The sequence below is a fragment of the Streptomyces sp. NPDC091279 genome, assembly GCF_044757465.1.
Taxonomy (GTDB): Bacteria; Actinomycetota; Actinomycetes; order Streptomycetales; family Streptomycetaceae; genus Streptomyces.
In genome coordinates, this window is the sequence record NZ_JBIVVA010000007.1 from 333,796 (window position 1) to 350,800 (window position 17,005).

A 17,005-nucleotide genomic window follows, 5' to 3' on the forward strand; every position below is an offset into this window, starting at 1 on the left:
TCTGTCACCTTTCCTTGCTGACCCGCGGGTCACTCGTCGATGAGGCTGGTGGTGTCGGAGAACTGGGCCAGCCGGAACACCACGAACTCGGCGGGCTTGACCGGCGAGACGCCGATCTCGCAGACGACCCGGCCCTGGTCGATGGATTCCTGCGGGTTGTTGTCGCGGTCGCACTTCACGTAGAACGCCTCTTCGGCGGTGCGGCCGAACAGGGCTCCCCGGCGCCACTCCTCGGTGAGGAACGCGGTGACGTTGCGCCGGATGCTGGACCAGAGCCGGTCGTCGTTCGGCTCGAAGACCACCCACTGGGTGCCCAGCAGGATGGACTCCTCCAGGTAGTTGAAGAGCCGGCGCACGTTCAGGTAGCGCCAGGCCGGGTCGGAGGAGAGGGTGCGGGCGCCCCAGATCCGGATGCCCCGGCCGGGGAAGGCCCGCACGCAGTTGACGCCGATCGGGTTGAGCAGGTCCTGTTCGCCCTTGCTGAGCCGGAGTTCCAGGTCGACCGCGCCGCGGATGACCTCGTTGGCGGGCGCCTTGTGCACCCCGCGTTCGGCGTCGCTGCGCGCCCACACCCCGGCGACGTGGCCGCTGGGCGGGACGGTGGTGTTGTGCCCGGCGGCCGGGTCGAAGACCCGCACCCACGGGTAGTAGAGGCTGGCGTAACGGGAGTCGTAGCCGGCCTCGTCGTTGCGCCAGGCGCGCACCTGCTGGGCGGAGAGGCCCGGCGGGGTGTCCAGGACGGCGACCCGGTCGCCCATCTGCTCGCAGTGCGAGATGACGGCGAGCTGCACGGTGCGCACGCCCTCGGCGTCGATGTCGCCGCGCTGGTGGGCGCTCATCAGGTCGGGCACCGCGACCATGGTGATCTCGTCGATCGACTCCAGTCCGGCGAACCCGGTGCGGGCGGCCGCGTCACCGACGTACTCGGCGGGGTCGAGCCGGGCCACCTCGCCGGAGTCCGAGGCGGCGGGCGGCTGCGGGGCGCCGGGGAGGGCGACGGTCTGGGCGGGGGGCTTGGTCTGGGTGGCGCCGCGCTGCTCGGTGACGTCGATCAGCTTGGAGGCGCGGACCTGGCTGACCAGGTAGCCCTTGACGTTCTTGCGGGTGGAGGCCTCGTAGGTCTCGACCACCTGGTCGCCCTGGCGGACCAGGACCTTGAAGCGGTCCTCGGGCGGGTTCTCGCCGTCCACCTCGGCGATCTCCACCGAGACGCCGGAGACGCCGGGCTTGGCCGCGACCAGGAAGCCGCCCAGCTCCACCGACTCGACGGCCTTGGCGTCGGCGCGCCGCCCGCCACCGGCCGCCGGGGCGGAGGTGTCCTGCGCGGACCCACCGATGCGCACCACGTACGCGGCGCCGCCGCCGTTGGAGAAGTAGCCGTAGACGGCGTGGGCGAGGTAGGTGCCCTCGGTGAAGCCACCGAAGGTCTGGGAGTACTGGTCCCAGCTGGTGACCAGCGTCGGGGCGTGGAAGGGGCCGCGCTCGGCGAATCCCACGAACGCGGCGACGGCGGTGCCCACCCCTTCGATCGGTCGGGCACCGGACTGCACCTCCTCCACGTATACGCCCGGGGTGAGGTACGTCGGCATGCTGGGCTCCTTCTTCACGATCCGTGCGGGTACGCCTGTGTCCAGGGCGAGTCTTCGGTGCGGGTGCGCGGTGGCGGGAGAGACGTTCGGACCTGACCGGGGGCAGGACGGCTGCCTTTCCGGACGCCCCGCACCGGCCGTCCGGGCGCCACCTGCGGTTGCCCTCGCGCTGCCCGTGCGGACCTGGACACTCCGGTTGCCCGCGCGATCTTCTGGAGGGCCAGGTCGGTGGCGACGAGGAGGCAGCGGAATGCGCACGTCCAGGCAGCGCGGCGAGAGCGCCGAGGAGCGGCAGCCGTCGGGCGGCCGGGCCGGTGCCCGCCGCGAGGCGTCCGGCACCGGTGCGGCCGTGCCGCCGCCGCTCACCGCCGCCGCGCTGAACGCGGTGCAGCGGTCCGCGGGCAACGCCGCCGCCACCGAGATGATCGCCCGCCGGGTGCGCCCCACGGCCGCGCCGCAGCAGGCGGACACCGGGGTGCGGGACGTCCTGAGATCGGGGGGCAAGCCGTTGCCCGGCGGGGTGCGCCAGGAGATGGAGGCGCGGATCGGCGCCGACTTCTCCTCGGTACGGCTGCACACCGGCGCGGCCGCCGCCCGCTCGGCCCGTGCCGTCGGGGCCCGCGCGTACACCTCGGGCGACAACGTGGTGATCGGCGACGGCGGCCGCGACAAGCACACCCTCGCCCATGAACTCACCCATGTCGTCCAGCAGCGCCAGGGCCCGGTCTCCGGCACCGATCGCGGCGACGGCCTGAAGGTCTCCGACCCCTCCGACAGGTTCGAGCGGGCCGCCGAGGCCAACGCGCACAAGGTCATGTCGGGCCCGGTGCCCGACGTGCAGCGACGCCCGGAGGAAGGGGCACCCGCACCCGGCTCCACGGTGCAACGACTGCCGGAGTCCGGGCCGGAATCGGAGTCGGGGTCGGGGTCGGGGCCGGTGGCGCACCAGCACGGCCCGGGGTGCGCGCATGAGGAAACGGTTCAGCGGGCCAGCGCCAGCGTGCTGGAGAACGCGGTCGTGACGCACTACAACCCCAGCCGGGAGGGCGCCGAGCCCGCGCGGGACCTGCTCATCGAGCGCCCCAGCCGGGTGACGGGACCCATCGCGCCGACGGGCACGGCGGGCCGGGCGGCGGCGCCGAACCCGATCGCGGTCAAGAAGCTCCACGCGGCCTACAAGGACAAGATGGGCAAGCGCGGGGCCCCCACCGAGGCCATGGTGTGGAAGGACCTGTTCGGCGGGGCCGGCTTCGACCGGGGCCATGTCATGGGCCTGGAGGTCGGCGGCAGCGACGTCACCCAGAACATCGTCCCGCAGTGGTCCCTGAACCAGGGCACCGGCATGTGGCGCCGCATCGAGCAGGCGCTGACCGGCATCGCCACGGGCAACCTACGCTTCGAGGTCAACTACGCCGCGAACCAGGGCAGTTACCACCGGGTGATGATCCCGGTCAGCATCGAGATCTACCTCGACAACGCCGCCTACGACACCTGGTCCAACGCGCCCGACACCAACGACCTGATCCGGGTGGGCCGCGACCCGAGCGACGTCGCGGAGTTCTACACGGAGGCGAAGGACGCGCTGAACGGCCAGACGACGCTGACCGAGGACCAGATGCAGAACTTCGCGCTGGCCGCGCTCTCCGAGGACAAGGCCACCTTCCTCGCCTACGAGGACTACGAGGAGAGCAGCGCCCAGGGCCAGACCCCGGGCGCGGGAACCAGCACCGCCGCCGCCCACAAGCAGGGCATGACCCGCAGCGACTTCCCCAAGGACCGCCGGGACAAGCTGATCAAGGCGTACATCGACGCGGGCTGGGTGACCAAGAACGGCAGCGGCGCGGGCGCGACCTACACGCTGGACGACGTTCCGGCGCCGGCTCCGGACAGTGACATGAGTTCCAGCTCCAGCAGCGAGTCCGACACCGACATGTCGTCGCAGGGTTCCCAGCAACTGCCGTCGCCGGGTGAGCCGTTCGCGACGATCCAGTTCGGCTCTCAGGACCGCAGCTCGGACGGGGACTTCAGCGACCGGATGTCCGTCGACTCCTCCTGACCGACGCGGCGCCCGCGGCCACCGGCTCAACGGCGGTGGCCGCGGGCGCCGTTGACGTCAGGCGCCGTTGACGTCAGGCGCCGTGGGCGTCCGCGAGGTAGGGGCCGAACTCGCCCTCCAGGACCAGCCGTCCGAGCTTGCGGTACTCCTGGGCGACCGCTGTCACCAGTTGCCGCATGGTGAGGGGCTCGCCGGTCTCCGCCGCGAGGTAGGCGGCGGTCACCGCGCAGGCCCGGATGGAGCCGCCGGCCAGCTCGAAGTGGTCGGCGCAGAACGCGAGATCGAGGTCGGCGGCCCGGGGCAGCCGGTCGCCGAGGCAGCGTTCCCACAGGGCGAGGCGGTGGCCCGCGTCCGGCACCGGGAAGTCCGCGACGACGTCGAGGCGGCGGGTGAACGCCTCGTCGAGGTTGGCCCGCAGGTTGGTGGTCAGCACCGCGATGCCGTCGAACGACTCCATGCGCTGGAGCAGGTACGCCGACTCGATGTTGGCGTGCCGGTCGTGGGCGCTCTTGACCTCGGAGCGCTTGCCGAAGATGGCGTCGGCCTCGTCGAAGAGCAGCACGGCGTTGACGGCGGAGGCCTCGGTGAAGATCCGTTCGAGGTTCTTCTCGGTCTCCCCCACGTACTTGTCGACGACCGTCGACAGGTCGACCACGTACAGGTCCATGCCCAGGTCGGCGGCGACGACCTCGGCGGACATCGTCTTGCCGGTGCCCGACTCCCCGGCGAACAGGGCGATCACGCCGCGTCCCCGGCCGCCGCCCGGCCGCATCCCCCACTGTCCGAGGACCTGTTCGCGGTGGCGGGCGCGGAGGGCGAGTTCGCGCAGCCGCCGGTGGGTGGTGGGCGGCAGCACCAGGTCGTCCCAGCCGACGCCGGGTTCGATGCGGCGGGCGAGCCGGTCGAGTCCGGCGCCGTTCTGGGCGCGGACGGCGGTGCGCAGGTCGTCGGGGTGCACGGGCCGGTCGGCGAGGCGGGCGGTGCGCACGGCCACGTCGGCGGCCCGGCGCAGCTGCCCGGCGTCGAGGCGGTGGGCGGCGACCGCGCGGGCCAGCTGGTCGGCGTCACCGACCGGGGAGCCGTCCCCGGCGGCGAGGTCGAGGGCGTGCCGCCAGCGCGCCGCCTGCCGGGCGGGCGAGGGCGCGGGCACGGTCAGCACGACCGGGGTGTCGGCGGCCCACGCCGGGTCCCAGCCGAGGGTGCCGTGCGTGAACAGCGGGATGCCGCGCAGGGCGGTGCACAACGCGCCCAACACCCGGGCCCGTTCGGCGGGTTGGCCCGGCAGCGCGTCCAGCGGGCCGAGGACGACCCCGGCGCCGGTCAGCCGGGCCTCGAACGCGGCGACCCGGGCGAGGTCGGGAACGTCGGCGGGGCGCCGGGCGAGCGCCGCCGCGTCCAGGACGAGCGGGCGCCGTCCGACGGCGTCCAGTGCGGCGACGGCCAGGCCCTCGGCGTCGCCGCCCCGGCTGCGGAGCTGGACCAGGCCGGTGGCGGCGGCGAGCGCGGCCCGGCGTACGTCGGCGTCTTCGGCGGTCGGGTCCGCGCGCACCTCGCCGAGCAGCCCGGCGAGCCGGGGGTCGGGCCGCGTGCTGCCCAGGAGGTGCCCGGTGACCCGGTCGGGCACCACCAACACCCGGGACAGCGGCGGCCGTTCGGGCTCGGTGACCTCCAGCAGGCCGCCCGCGATGAGCGGTGCCCCGGGGGCGAGCCGGAACCGGGCGGAGGTCGCCCGGGTGAGCCCGCACAGTTCGAGGGCGAGCCCGACCGTGGGCCGACGGCGCGTCAGATCGTCGTTGAGATAGCCGTAGAGCCGTTCGAAGCGGGCGTCGAGGTCCGGGGCGAGGGCGACCAGGAGCAGGTCGAGGTCCAGGTCGGACAGGTCGAACCGGGCGGCGAGCGTGCCGAGGACGGACCCGGCGACCGGCTGCCAGGGCGTCCGCCCCGCCGGGTCCTGGGCGGGTCCGTCGAGGAGCCGGTCCACCGCGTCGGGGGCGAGGTACTGCCCCCGGTACGGGTCGTCGGGGTCCGGGTCGGCGGCGCGCCGCACGGCCACCGCGCGCCGCACCCGCTCCTCCACGGCCCGCAGCCGCACCCACAGGTCGTCCTGTTCGACAACGGTGTCGGCGGCCGCGTCGATCACTTCGGCGGGGTGGCTCACGGCTGGCGGTCCCCCCGGCGGCGGCGTCGGGCAGGTGCGGGGCGTTCCCGGGGGCCCGCGTAGCCGTGCGGGCCTGGGTCGCTGGTCTCCGTGTAGCGCAGCCTGCGTCCTTGTTCGGGGTCTGCGGTGCGGTCGGTGGAGCGGATGACGAGCCCTTCGGTGACGGGCGGCGCGGCGGCCTTGGTGAGCCCGGCCAGGGGGGCGCGGACCCGGACCGAGAAGGACGCCTTCAGCTCGCCGTCCAGGGCCGACCACACGTCGGAGACGGCGGGGGTGTTGTCCTGGCTCCCGGCGGTGTCGACGCCGACGGTCAGGCCGAGTTCGGCGAGGGTGCCGGTGAGCAGGCGGGCGGGCAGGGTGTCGGTGTTGACGAGGGTGGCGAGCACCTGGGACAGCAGCCGGTGTTCGTCCTGCGGGCGGCTCGCCCACGCCGTGACCAGGTACGTCAGCTCGAACCAGCGGGGCGGGGAGCGCCGCGCCACCAGGTGGCCTTCCTCGTCGTAGACCTCTCCGGCGCCGCTGCCCCGGCGGACGGCGTCCTCGCGGATGTCGAACAGGAAGACGCAGACCGTCGGCGCGCTGCGGCGCGCGGCCCACTCCCGGCTGGGGGCGTCGAAGGCGACGTCGATGCCCGACGCCTCCAGACCGGATTCCGCGAGCAGCCGCCGCAGCCCCTCGTCGACCTCGTGGATCATCGGCGGGTCACCTCGTCCGGCGGCTGGATGCTGCCGGTGACCACCAGGAAGTCGGTCGTCACCGGGGAGAATCCGGGACCCCGGGCGGTGATGATGCGGGGTCCGGTCTCGTCCTTGGCGAGAATGAGGAGCTGCCCGATGAAGGTGCCGTTCGACAGCGGGACGGTGGGCGCGGCGGCCGCGGTGATCCCGGGTTTCCAGGTGAACCGGACGGGCACGCCGGGCGGGAAGTCCTTGCCGCGTACCGAGGTGACGAAGCCGGGCTTGCCGATGGCCGGGACCGCGACGATCCGGGGCTGGAGGATGCGCAGGCGCTGGCGGGCGGTGTTGTCGCTCTGGTCGGCGTCCGTGCCGGTGGTGGTGAGCGTGCCGGTGAGCTGGGCGGTGAGCGCCTTGTCGGGGCTGAGGACGACCCGGACGACGGTGGAGGCGCCCTGGTCGAGGTCGGGCAGCGCGCACACCCAGTTGGTGTCGCAGCCGGCCGGCGGTCCGCTGTTGGGGATGCCGTTGGGCAGGCCGATGCGGAGTCTCAGCCCGGTCGCCAGCGCGTTGCGCCCGTTGCGCACGGTGTACGTCACCACGACCCGGCCGCCGACATAGCCGGGGTTGGGCTGCGCGGTGAGCTTCAGTCCGGGCCCGGCGTCGGGCTCGCCCGGGGTGGGCGGGGTGGTGGTCGGCGGGGTGGTGGTCGGGGGCGCGGTCGTGGGAGGCGTGGTGGTGGGAGGGGCGGTCGTCGGGGGCGCTGTCGTCGGTGTGGGGGTCGGGCTCGACGGGGGTTCCGCGACGACCGGGACGACCGTGCGGCCGGTGTTGTCGCTGGGCTGCGGGTCGAGAACGGTGCCCGTGACCGACCAGTCGATCGGCGCGTCCCCGGGGGTGACCCCGGTGAGGGTGACGGTGACCGGGACGGTGCTGCCGGGCGGCACCACGCCGACGTCGCACTGGAGGGAGGCGGCGTCACAGGTGCCGCCGGGGTAGCTGAGCCCGGTGATGCGCACGCCGGTCGGCGGGGCCGCGGTGAGCACGGTGCCGGGCGAGGCGGCGGGCCCGTTGTTGACGACGTCGACCGTGAGGGTGGTCGTTTTGCCCACGGTGAGGTCGGGGACGGTGCCCGGCGCGGTCACCGCGAGGTCCACCGACTGCTGGACGCTGGGCTCCTTCTGACGGCCAGGCAACTCCGAGGTGAGCGGCGTGACATCGCCGGACGCAATGTCCAACAGGCGCAGTTTCTCAGGGCTGTTGACGGCGACTTCGGCACGGGAGCTGAACACCAGCCCCGTCCCGTCGGCCGTCCACGCGGCGTCCCGGGGCTGGAAGGGCCCGGTGAGTGAGGTGTCGGGCAGCTGCGTGCGGCACCCGTCGGCGGTGTTGCGGGCCGCCGCGGGCAGCAGCACCTGACAGTCGGCGCCGGACAGGGAGGTGCGCAGGATGCCGTCCCGCTCGTCGACGGCGCCGCCGCCGCTCTTGCGGTTGAAGGCGATGCTGAGTCCGTCCGGGGAGAACGCCGGGCTGTCGTCGATGACCTGGCAGTCGCCCGGGCAGATGGTGGCGCTCAGGTCACGCTGCTGGTCCAGGTGGTCCACGGGCACGGTCCAGATGTGCTTGTTGCCGCCGGTGCCGTCGATGACCTGGTTGCGGGTGAACGCCAGGGTGGTGCCGTCGGAGGACCAGGTGGGCTGGGCGTCCTGGCCCTGCTGCTGTCCGTCCGGCGGGGTGATCTGCCCGGTGATCGCGCCGGTCGACGCGTCCGCGATGAGGATGCGGCTGGGCCCCGCCGCGTCCCCGACGCCGCCCGGCGAACTCCGCGTGAACGCCAGGTACTTGCCGTCCGGGGAGAACGTCGGGTCGGTGTCCCAGTCCGTCGCGGCCCGCCCGGCGAGCGGCATCAGCTGCGGGTCGGTGCCGTCGGCGTTCGCGATCCAGATCCGCTCGACGCGCTGACCGTCGACGGTCTCGAAGCGGGTGACGACGATCCTGCGGCCGTCGGGCGTGTAGTTCTGCCGCTCGGTCCACGGGTCCTTGCCGGCCGTGGGCTGGAACAGCGGGTCCTTGGTGGGATCGGTGTTGGTGTCGGCGGCCGGGTCCTCGTCGAGGATCGTCAGGCCCAGGTCTCTGGGGTCGGAGCCGTCCATGCGGGCGTCCTGGAGGGTCACCGTCTGCGGGGTGGCCGCCGAGGTGCGCTCCACCACCGGGCCGCCGGTGTCGAGCGGCCCCAGCCAGGTCGGCCAGGCCAGCTCCCGGTCCTCGTTCAGGACCAGCGTCGGTTCCTGGCCGGAACCGGCGGTCGTGCGGAACACATGGTCCCAGGTGTTCTGGCAGGAACACGTCTCCTCGGGGCTCACGAACAGCACCCCGTCGCCGTCGGGCAGCCAGGCCGCCTGATGCCCGCGCCACGCGACGTAGTCGCCCGTGAGCAGCGACGTGTAACCGGTGCCGGACGCGGTGATCTCCCGCAGCCGGGAGACGCTTCCGCCGTTCTCGGTGGTGGTGAGGGTGTACGCGATCAGCTCGCGGTGCGCGTCGTCGTTCACCGGGTTCCACACCGGCTCGGTGGCGGTGCCGTACGCCGGGGCGGTGATCCGGGTGGCGGTACCTCCGGCCAACGGCCGCACATAGAGCTGTGTCCCGGCCAGCGGGTCGCTGTCACTGCTGTACGCCAGCCGTTGCCCGTCCGGGGAAACGGTCGGGTACTCCTCGTCGGCCGCGGTGTCGGTGAGCCGGGTCAGTCCGGTGCCGTCGGTGCCCACCCGGTACAGGTCGCGCTCGGTGGCGCCGGACGCGGCCGCGTCGAACACCACGCTCTGCCCGTCCGGGGTGAGCCGGGGGTGCGCCGCGTCCAGACCGCTGGTCAGCCGGCGTACCGAACCGTCCGCCGCGCGCAGATAGATCTGCGGGTCCTTCTCGTCCCGGCGGCTGGCGAAGACCAGCTGGCTGCCGAGGGCGTCCGGCTGGATGTCGTAGTGGGCCGGGCCCGCGCCGAACAGCGGGGTGCTGGAGGTGTCGGAGGCGACCGTGCCGAGGCTGCGGTGCCGGGTGCCCGCGTACGCGACGCGGGTCTCGGCCGCGTCGGCGGCCCGGGGCGCGGACACCGCGCTGCCCTGTCCGGCAGCCGCACTCACCCCCAGCAGCGGGATCAGCAGCAGCAACGACGTCCCGAGTCTCCCCAGGCGGTAGCGGCCGCCGGGGCCAGCCGTTCCCATGACGGTCCCCTTCACATTCCGGTGCGGCGGCCCGACGTACCCATCCGGAGCGCCTCCGCCACCCTGCCCGGGCCGGGTCCGGTACGGCAGGGCGGCGGAGCCGTACCCGGGGGAAGCGCGCGGTGCGCTTTCGGGCACCGCGGCTTTCCCGTACGGCGTCGACGCCGGTGTCAGATCAGCCCGTTGCGCAGCGCGTAGCCCACCGCGTGGGCCCGGTTGCGCAGTTCGAGCCGCGTGATGATCTCGTGCAGCACGTTCTTGACGGTCCGTTCCGAGTACGCGGTCTTGCGGGCGATCTCCGCGGTGTCCAGGCCCTCCGACACCAGCCGCAGCATGTCCGCCTCGCGCGTGGTGAGGGTCGACAGCGACATGCCCCGGGGATCGAGCGGCGAGCGCTGCAACCCGCTGACGTGGCTGAGCAGCCTGCCGAGCAGGTCACCGGGGAGGACGCCCTCGCCGTTGGCGATCGCCAGGACCAGCTGGAGCAACTGGTCCTGGTCGCCCTCGGAGCGCCGCAGCACGGCCGAGACACCGCACTCGATGACGCGTTGCAGCGCACCGGCGCCGAGGTCACCGACCACCAGGCCGGTGCGGGTGACGGTGTTGAGCCGCAGCCGGTCGAGTAAAGCGGTCACGTCGTCGTCGACGGCGTCCACGACCACCAGCGACACCATCGCCCGTTCGGCGTCGGCGTCGTCGAGCAGATCGACCTCGGGCCGTTGACGCAGTTGGTGCACGACGCCTATCCGCAGGATCGGATCGGCGGCGTACACGGCCAGGGTCACCCGGCTCCGGTGACCTGGCAGGCTCTTCTCCTGTGCACTGGACATGGGGTTCTACCTGTTTCGTGAATTCGTGGGTGCGGGCACGGGAAGGCGGGGTACTGGGAGGTGACGGACGCCGCGGGGCGTCGGTCGGGAGGCGTCGGTCGGAAGGCTCAGCAGGCGGGGCGTGGCGGTCAGGGAGGCGACGGGGGACACGAACGACCGTTGTCGGCACGGGAGTTACCTGTGACTGTCAGGGCATTGCGACTGCCCGGATCTTGCCCTCGCCTTCCTCGTGACATGCCCGCGGGCGCTTCTACGGTGAGGGCGTGACACCTTCCGCAGCCTCTCCGGGCCCCGGTGCGCCCGGCCTCGACATCCCGGCCGTGACAGTGACGCCGGGCGACACCGCCACGACCAGCCTCACCGTCCGCAACGACAGCGACATCGTCGAGGCGTACAGCCTGGAAGTCGTCGGTGACTGCGCCCCCTGGACCACGGTCGTACCCGCGCGCGTCTCCCTCTACCCGCACACGTCCGAAACCGTGACGATCCGTCTGGAGCCGCCGCGCTCGCCGGAGATCCGGGCCGGTGAGATGCCGCTCGCCGTGCGGGTGCTGCCCGCCGAGCACCCCGAGTCGGTGCGGGTGCCCGAAACGACCGTGCACATCGGGGAGTTCCGCGAGCTGCGCACCGAGCTGGCCCCGCGCCGGCGACGCGGCTGGCTGCGCGGGCGGTACCGGCTGGCGGTCCAGAACCAGGGCAACACCCCGGCGCAGCTGGGCTTCACGGCGGGGCAGGCGGGCGAGGAACTGGCGTTCGCCTTCAACCCGGCCAAGCCGAAGCTGGAGCCCGGCGAGTCGGCCGAGGTGGGCTTGCGTGTCCGCACCGGCAAGCCGGTGTGGTTCGGCGCCCAGAAGGTGTGGCCGTTCACCGTCGACACCGCCGACGACCGGGACCAGGACGAGCAGCCGGCCCCCTACGACCACGGCGTCCAGGCGCCGCTGGACGCCGAGTTCGTGCAGATCCCGATCTTCCCCAAGTGGCTGCTGGCGCTGCTCGCGATCCTGCTGGCGCTGCTGATCGCGTGGTTCGCGCTGGTCCGCCCCGCGGTGCGCAGCGCGGCCAAGGACGCGGCCGACGAGGCGATCCAGGCCCGCCCCACCACCGGCGGACAGCAGACACCGGGTGGCGGCAGCGGCGGTGCGTCCGGCGGCGCGGGCGGCGCGAGCCCCTCGGCGGGTGCGGGCAGCGGTGCGACGGGCGGCGGCACCGGTGGCGGTGGCAGCGGCGGTACCTCGGGCGGGGGGAGCAGCGGCCAGAGTTCGCAGACCATCGACGTCCAGGCGACCACCGGTCAGACCAAGACCGGCACCTACACGGTCCCCAAGAACAGCGTCTTCGGTGTCACGGACATCGTCATCGCCAACTTCCAGGGTGATGAGGGGGTGCTGACCATCAACTTCGGCGACCGGAAGATCACCACCATCGGGATGGAGACCTTCCGCAATCAGGACTACCACTGGGTGACCCCCATCAAGATCCCCGAGGGCGAGACCGTCTCCATCACGGTGACCTGCGACAAGCCGGGCACCCCGGCCACCGGACGTCAGGCGGCGGGCTGCCACGAGGTTCTCAACGTGAGCGGCGTGCTCAGCACCACCGACCAATGATGTTGAAATCTGTACATGCGAGCGATTGTCGATCGATGACGGATACAACTGCAAAGATCTAGACCAAATCAGTCCGGAAACAGCCACCCCCGGTCCGAAAACCAGCCCCCGCCCCCACAGACACCACCAAACCCCCACGGGGTCGCCTTATTTGGGGGGGGCGGGGGACCGTCCGACGGACAGCGGCCCCTGTCCGGTGTGCCTCACGATCCGTGCGGCACATCCGGGCAGGGGCCGCTGCGCTACGCGTCCGGGCCGAGGGCGGCCAGGTCGTAGGCGTTGCCGAGGGCGAGGTAGCCGTCCGAGGTGAGGTTGACGTGGTCACCGGAGTCGAAGTCGGCCGGCGCCGTGTCGTTGCCCAGCCGCAGCGCCTGCGGGTCGGCCGTGCTGGCCGCGTCCGGGACGGACACGAGTGACTCCGCGTCCATGGTGCTCACGGTCGGCGAGGTGAGGTCGGACTGGTCGGTGATCCAGGTGTTGGTGTCGATCCGGTTCTGGTCGACCGCGGCCGTGCAGGCGCTGTAGCCGTCGCAGGGGGTCAGGGTCGTGAGGACGACCTTGATGCCCCAGCCCCTCAACTGGTCGCGGAGCAGACCGAGGGCGTTGTCGACGTCGACATCGTCGTGGCCCGCGACGATGTCCTCCAGACCTTGGGTGATCACGACGGTACGGATGCCCGGCACCGACAGCACGTCCCGGTCGAGGCGGGTGACGGCCGCACGGCCACCGGCGCCCGCGCCCTGGTCCGCGCCGAGATAGTTGTTCTCGATGCCGGAGGCCACGACGCCGTAGACCGGGATGCCGTCGGCGTTGGTACGCAGCCGGTAGGACAGCACCTGGTTGAAGCGCGCGGTGTTGTAGCCCGCCGTGTTGCCCGCAGTACGGGTGTTGACGAGGCCGTCGCCGAGCACGGACACCCCCGGCCGATGGTCCGAGGTGCTGACGTCCACCTCGGTGAGGATGTCGGAGAAGTGGCCGGAGGTGGAGCCTGTCGCCTTGAACGCGGTGTCGGCGGTGTCGGCGGTGTGGTCGCCACTGCCGACGGCGCTGACGTAGCTGAGGGTGTCGGTCGCCGCCCAGGGATGCATGACCAGGTAGGTCACCTTGTTGACCAGATGCATGCTGGTCGTCAGCGAGGTGCCGGCAGCCCGGCTGATCGGGATCGGGTCGCTGTATATCTCACCGCCCTCGGGGATCACCACCGATCCACTGCCGCCGAAGGACACATCGAGGGGCGTGGCGGCGGTTGTCGCGCCGTTGCCGTACGGGGCGACGGTGACGTGGTCGAGGGTCAGCGGGTCGGTGCCCAGCGCGTTGGACAGCCGCAACCGGACGGTGTCGCCGCCGACGCTGGTCTGGGTGACCGTCCGGATGGTCTGGTCGCCGAAGGCGCCCATGCCGGAGAACTGGAACCGCTCCTCCGTGGGGGCGGTCCAACTGCCGCTCCACGCGGCACCGCCTGCGGCGGTGGCGGTGTCACGGACGGACATGCCGATGATGTGCATGCCCGGCACGTACTGACGGGCGGCGGCGGCCAGGTCGGGCAGCGTCACCGAACTGAGGGTCGCACCGGTCTTGAGAGGCACCGCGAAGGCGTAGATGTTGGCGCTCCGGGTCTCCTGCGCGCTCGGGGTGTTGCGGTGCGGCAGGGTGACGGCGGCCAGGGAGTCCGATCCGTACACCCAGTCGGGCATGGTCATGTAGTAGTGCTGCGAGGTTCCGTCGCCGTAGGTGAGAGACCCCTGCGGGGTGACGCAGTCCTCGTAAGTGCCGTTGCCCAGGCTGCAATTGGTGGCCGAGGTGTTGGTGTTGTCCGGGACGACCGGACTGGTGACGTCCGTCTGCTGGTGCGCGGAGCCGACGAAACCGTAGGTGGAGAAGCCGAGGAGGACGAGGGCCTGGCCGGTTGCGCCGTTCATCTGGATGGTCTGGTTGGCGGCCAGCACGTTGTCGCCCCCGGTGGCACCGAAGTCGGGCAGGGTGAAGGTGGCGCCGTCCACGGTGATCTTGCCGCCCGGCTGCCAGCCGGCCGCCTTGAGGTCCTGGAGGGAAAGGGTGGCGCCCACTCCGTCGGCGTCGCCCGTGGCGCGCTTGCTGTCGTCGGTGACGGCGGTGTTGTCGAACGCGGCCGACAGGTCGGCGTATGTCTTCGTGGCATGTCCCAGCGCGGTGAACTCGTACTGCTGCGGGGAGGAGACGTTGCCCGCCGCATCGACGGCGTAGACGTAGAGCGTGTGCGTGCCGGGGGCCACCGGGGTCACGGTGAGCGTCGCGGCGTTGTTGCTCGCCGTCGCGGTCTGCGCGGCCGGGGTGTGGGAGGTCGGCGGGGCGGCGTCCAGGCCGTAGAGGAACGTGGCCGCGTTGTTGCCGCTGGTGCCCGGGTCCACGGAGACGGTGAATTTCCCTGGGGTGCCGGCGGCGGTGACGCCCGCGGAGTCCTCCTCGTAGAGGTGGTCGGCGGAGGTGATGGTCGGCTGCGCGGGGCTGTGCAGGTCGACGGTGAAGTGGCAGGTCGCCGAGGTGGCCGAGGTGTCCTCACCGTCACTGGAGGTGGCCTTCCAGCTGACCACGCTGCCGTCGGCCAGCCCGCTCATGAACGACGACGGCAGTTGCTTGGGGGCCTTGGCGCCGCTGGCGACGGTCGCGCTGGTGGCCGTGGTGGCCGTACCGCTGCCGACCCAGTACGCGTATGTGGCGGCCAGGGCGTCCTTGTCGGTGTCGCTGACGGTGGCAGTGAGCGTGGGCGGGGTGGTGGCCAGGGTCTTGCCGACGATCGGATAGGGGGCGGCGGTGCCGCAGCCCAGCGAGGTGGAGCCGACCTTGGTCGCCAGGGTGCCGGGCTTGTCGGGCACGTGGTTGTAGGTGATGGACAGGGAGGGGTTGTTGTCGAACCGCTTGAAGTAGTCGCCGTCACCGCTGCCGGTGTGGCTGTTGACCAGGGCGAACGTCCAGCTCTTCCAGTGCGCGGCGGCGCCCTTGGCGATCGTGGAGGTCACCGGGAAGCCGCCCGACGGTTCACTTGTGCAGGCCGGGCCGAAGTTCTTGGTGGCCAGCTTCCCGGTCAGTGCCGGTTTCCGGTTCCAGGTGGTCGCGGAGCTGATCGCGCCGGACCAGTAGAGGGACACGTCGGAGGAGAGGCTGCAACTGGCGGAGTAGTTCTCCTTGGCGTTCACCGTGGCCGAGACGATGTGGGCACCGGCGATGCCGGCGGGCACGGCCAGTTGGAAGTAGGAACGCTCCGCGCCGATGCACCCGGTCCAGCTGTTGTATCCGACGCCGGGGTCGCCGTACTGGGTGGAGTCGTAGTTCTTCGCGGTGGGGCAGCCCTGTTGGGTCTCGACATAGTGCTGCTCGGAGCCGCTGGCGTAGTGCGGGTTCCATGTCGGGTCGATGTAGACCGGGAACCGGGTGTGCGGGTCACCGAGCAGCCCGGCGTCGGGCACGAGGGACAGGGTCCGGCCGTGCAGGCGCCCCCGGACCCGGGCGACCCGGGCCGTGGGCGCGGGGCCCGCTCCGGCGGCGGTGTGCGCGGCGCCGGTGGCGCGGGAGTCCCACATCACCGGCTGCGGGGCGCTGAAGAGCACCTCGCCGTTCGGGGTGGTCGCGGCCAGGTTGCCGTGGCCGTCTTCGGCGACGGTGACGCCCTTGGCCCGAGTCGTCAGGGCGAGCCGGGCGAGCGCGGGGTCGGCCGCGGCCTGCGCGTTCTTGACGACGAACACCTCGGACCAGCCGCCCTGGGTGTCGGCCGTGATCCGCAGGTCCACGTCGGGCAGCACACCCGGGTAGGTCAGGCTCGCTCCGGAGACGCGCGGGGTGGGCAGCCCGCGCGGCCAGGACAGGGCCAGGGACGCCTTGCCCTTGGTCATGGTGGCGAGCGGGGTGGCGCCGCCGCCGGAGAGGGTGAGGGGCTCGGCCGCGGCTCGGGGACTCCAGGTGCCTTCGGAGTTGCGGGTGAGGGTGGCGTCGACCGGAATCCAGCGGTGGGCCCTGCGCACCCGTACCGGCAGCAGGCTGGAGTCGTAGGTGACGGTTCCGGCGGGGTTCGCCGTCGTGGTGGCCGTCTCGGTGGTCAGGGCGTCGACCCTGACCGGCCGGCCCGTCGCCGCGGCCTGCCGTTGGGCTCCGGCGAGTGCCGTCTCCTCGGCCGCGGTCAGCCCGCCGCTGTCACCCGGACGCAGTGAGCCGGTGGGCGCCGGCGGTTTCGTGCCGTCCGACGGCGCCGGGGTCAGGTCCGGCTGGTCCGTGCTGACGTCCGTGACGGAGCCGGGCGGGGAGTCGGGCGGGGAGTCGGCCGCGGCCGAGGGAGCGGTGAGCGGAGTCAGACAGAGCGCGCCGATCGCGGCGAGGACCAGAAATCGGCCCGGTATTCGCGGGCTTCTTCTGAATGAATCGCCGACGGATCGTCGGCGGAATAGGTCGGACATCTGTCCCCCCATGTGAGTCCGAATGGAAAACGCCTATAGGCGCGAGGGAGGTTATCCACCAACCGGCCAAATCGGCAACAGAGCACCGAAGGCATCACGGCGAGGTCGGCGCCCGGAGCGCACACATGGAGGCGTACAACTTTGCTACCCGGTGAACCAGTTGCGGCACACTTTGATCAATTGGCACCGTTCATGTGCGAGTTGACCCATTTACCCTCCGGTGTTGATCGAACAAAGGGCCGTACATGGCGATTTCTATACCTTTTGACCATGTGAAGGGGCTGTGAGGACCGTGCGCGTAATGATCAAATAAGCCCTCGGCAACTGTGCTCGAATTCGGGGGGTCCTGAGTGCGTCGGAATTCACGTTGGCAGATCTACAGAAAGACCATGCGGATACGCAGGGTCCCGGCTCTGTGGATTGTCCCGGTCATTACGCTCGGCCTG

The 17,005-nt window shown here is 72.1% G+C and carries 8 protein-coding genes; 2 read left to right on the top strand and 6 right to left on the bottom strand.

Going from position 1 to position 17,005, the window contains the following annotated elements; genetic code table 11:
* Nucleotides 1-29 precede the first annotated feature (29 nt).
* Entirely contained in the window at nt 30-1,589 is a 1,560-nt protein-coding gene (locus ACIQOU_RS19960; protein ID WP_401538086.1) for a phage tail sheath family protein, read from the bottom strand.
* Nucleotides 1,590-1,839: 250 nt separating this feature from the next.
* Between ACIQOU_RS19960 and ACIQOU_RS19965 the strand changes: the two genes are divergently transcribed.
* Complete coding sequence (locus ACIQOU_RS19965) at nt 1,840-3,645, top strand: DUF4157 domain-containing protein (protein WP_401538087.1); 1,806 nt, start codon at nt 1,840-1,842, stop codon at nt 3,643-3,645.
* 73 nt (nt 3,646-3,718) lie between these two features.
* Here ACIQOU_RS19965 and ACIQOU_RS19970 read toward each other — a convergent pair whose 3' ends face one another.
* From ACIQOU_RS19970 to ACIQOU_RS19985, 4 genes are all read right to left on the bottom strand, one after another.
* The gene (locus tag ACIQOU_RS19970) at nt 3,719-5,803 is read right to left on the bottom strand and encodes an AAA family ATPase (protein WP_401538088.1); all 2,085 of its coding nucleotides are present in this window, start codon (nt 5,801-5,803) and stop codon (nt 3,719-3,721) included.
* On the bottom strand, nt 5,800-6,498 hold the full coding sequence (locus ACIQOU_RS19975) for a DUF4255 domain-containing protein (protein WP_401538089.1): 699 nt from the start codon (nt 6,496-6,498) through the stop codon (nt 5,800-5,802). The genes ACIQOU_RS19970 and ACIQOU_RS19975 overlap by 4 nt, the downstream gene beginning before the upstream one ends.
* A complete protein-coding gene (locus ACIQOU_RS19980) occupies nt 6,495-9,698 on the bottom strand; it encodes a hypothetical protein (protein ID WP_401538090.1) in 3,204 nt (1,067 codons plus the stop codon). The genes ACIQOU_RS19975 and ACIQOU_RS19980 overlap by 4 nt, the downstream gene beginning before the upstream one ends.
* Nucleotides 9,699-9,868: 170 nt before the next feature.
* On the bottom strand, nt 9,869-10,528 hold the full coding sequence (locus ACIQOU_RS19985; RefSeq protein ID WP_401538091.1) for a LuxR C-terminal-related transcriptional regulator: 660 nt from the start codon (nt 10,526-10,528) through the stop codon (nt 9,869-9,871).
* A gap of 263 nt (nt 10,529-10,791) precedes the next feature.
* Here ACIQOU_RS19985 and ACIQOU_RS19990 point away from each other — a divergent pair, with 263 nt between their 5' ends.
* Nucleotides 10,792-12,135: a hydrolytic protein gene (locus tag ACIQOU_RS19990; protein ID WP_401538092.1), complete on the top strand. Its 1,344-nt coding sequence runs from the start codon at nt 10,792-10,794 to the stop codon at nt 12,133-12,135.
* 242 nt (nt 12,136-12,377) lie between these two features.
* On the opposite strand, the gene ACIQOU_RS19995 is transcribed toward ACIQOU_RS19990, so the two are convergent.
* Nucleotides 12,378-16,559 (bottom strand): hypothetical protein, encoded by a 4,182-nt coding sequence (locus tag ACIQOU_RS19995; protein ID WP_401538093.1) that lies wholly within the window; start codon nt 16,557-16,559, stop codon nt 12,378-12,380.
* Between the last annotated feature and the right edge of the window lie 446 nt (nt 16,560-17,005).

What these genes read in the sequence shown, in the direction of transcription:
- ACIQOU_RS19975 (WP_401538089.1), bottom strand. Translation starts at nt 6,498, where the DNA reads ATGATCCACGAGGTCGACGAGGGGCTGCGGCGGCTGCTCGCGGAATCC.
- ACIQOU_RS19985 (WP_401538091.1), bottom strand. Translation starts at nt 10,528, where the DNA reads ATGTCCAGTGCACAGGAGAAGAGCCTGCCAGGTCACCGGAGCCGGGTG.
- ACIQOU_RS19965 (WP_401538087.1), top strand. Translation starts at nt 1,840, where the DNA reads ATGCGCACGTCCAGGCAGCGCGGCGAGAGCGCCGAGGAGCGGCAGCCG.
- ACIQOU_RS19980 (WP_401538090.1), bottom strand. Translation starts at nt 9,698, where the DNA reads ATGGGAACGGCTGGCCCCGGCGGCCGCTACCGCCTGGGGAGACTCGGG.
- ACIQOU_RS19960 (WP_401538086.1), bottom strand. Translation starts at nt 1,589, where the DNA reads ATGCCGACGTACCTCACCCCGGGCGTATACGTGGAGGAGGTGCAGTCC.
- ACIQOU_RS19995 (WP_401538093.1), bottom strand. Translation starts at nt 16,559, where the DNA reads ATGTCCGACCTATTCCGCCGACGATCCGTCGGCGATTCATTCAGAAGA.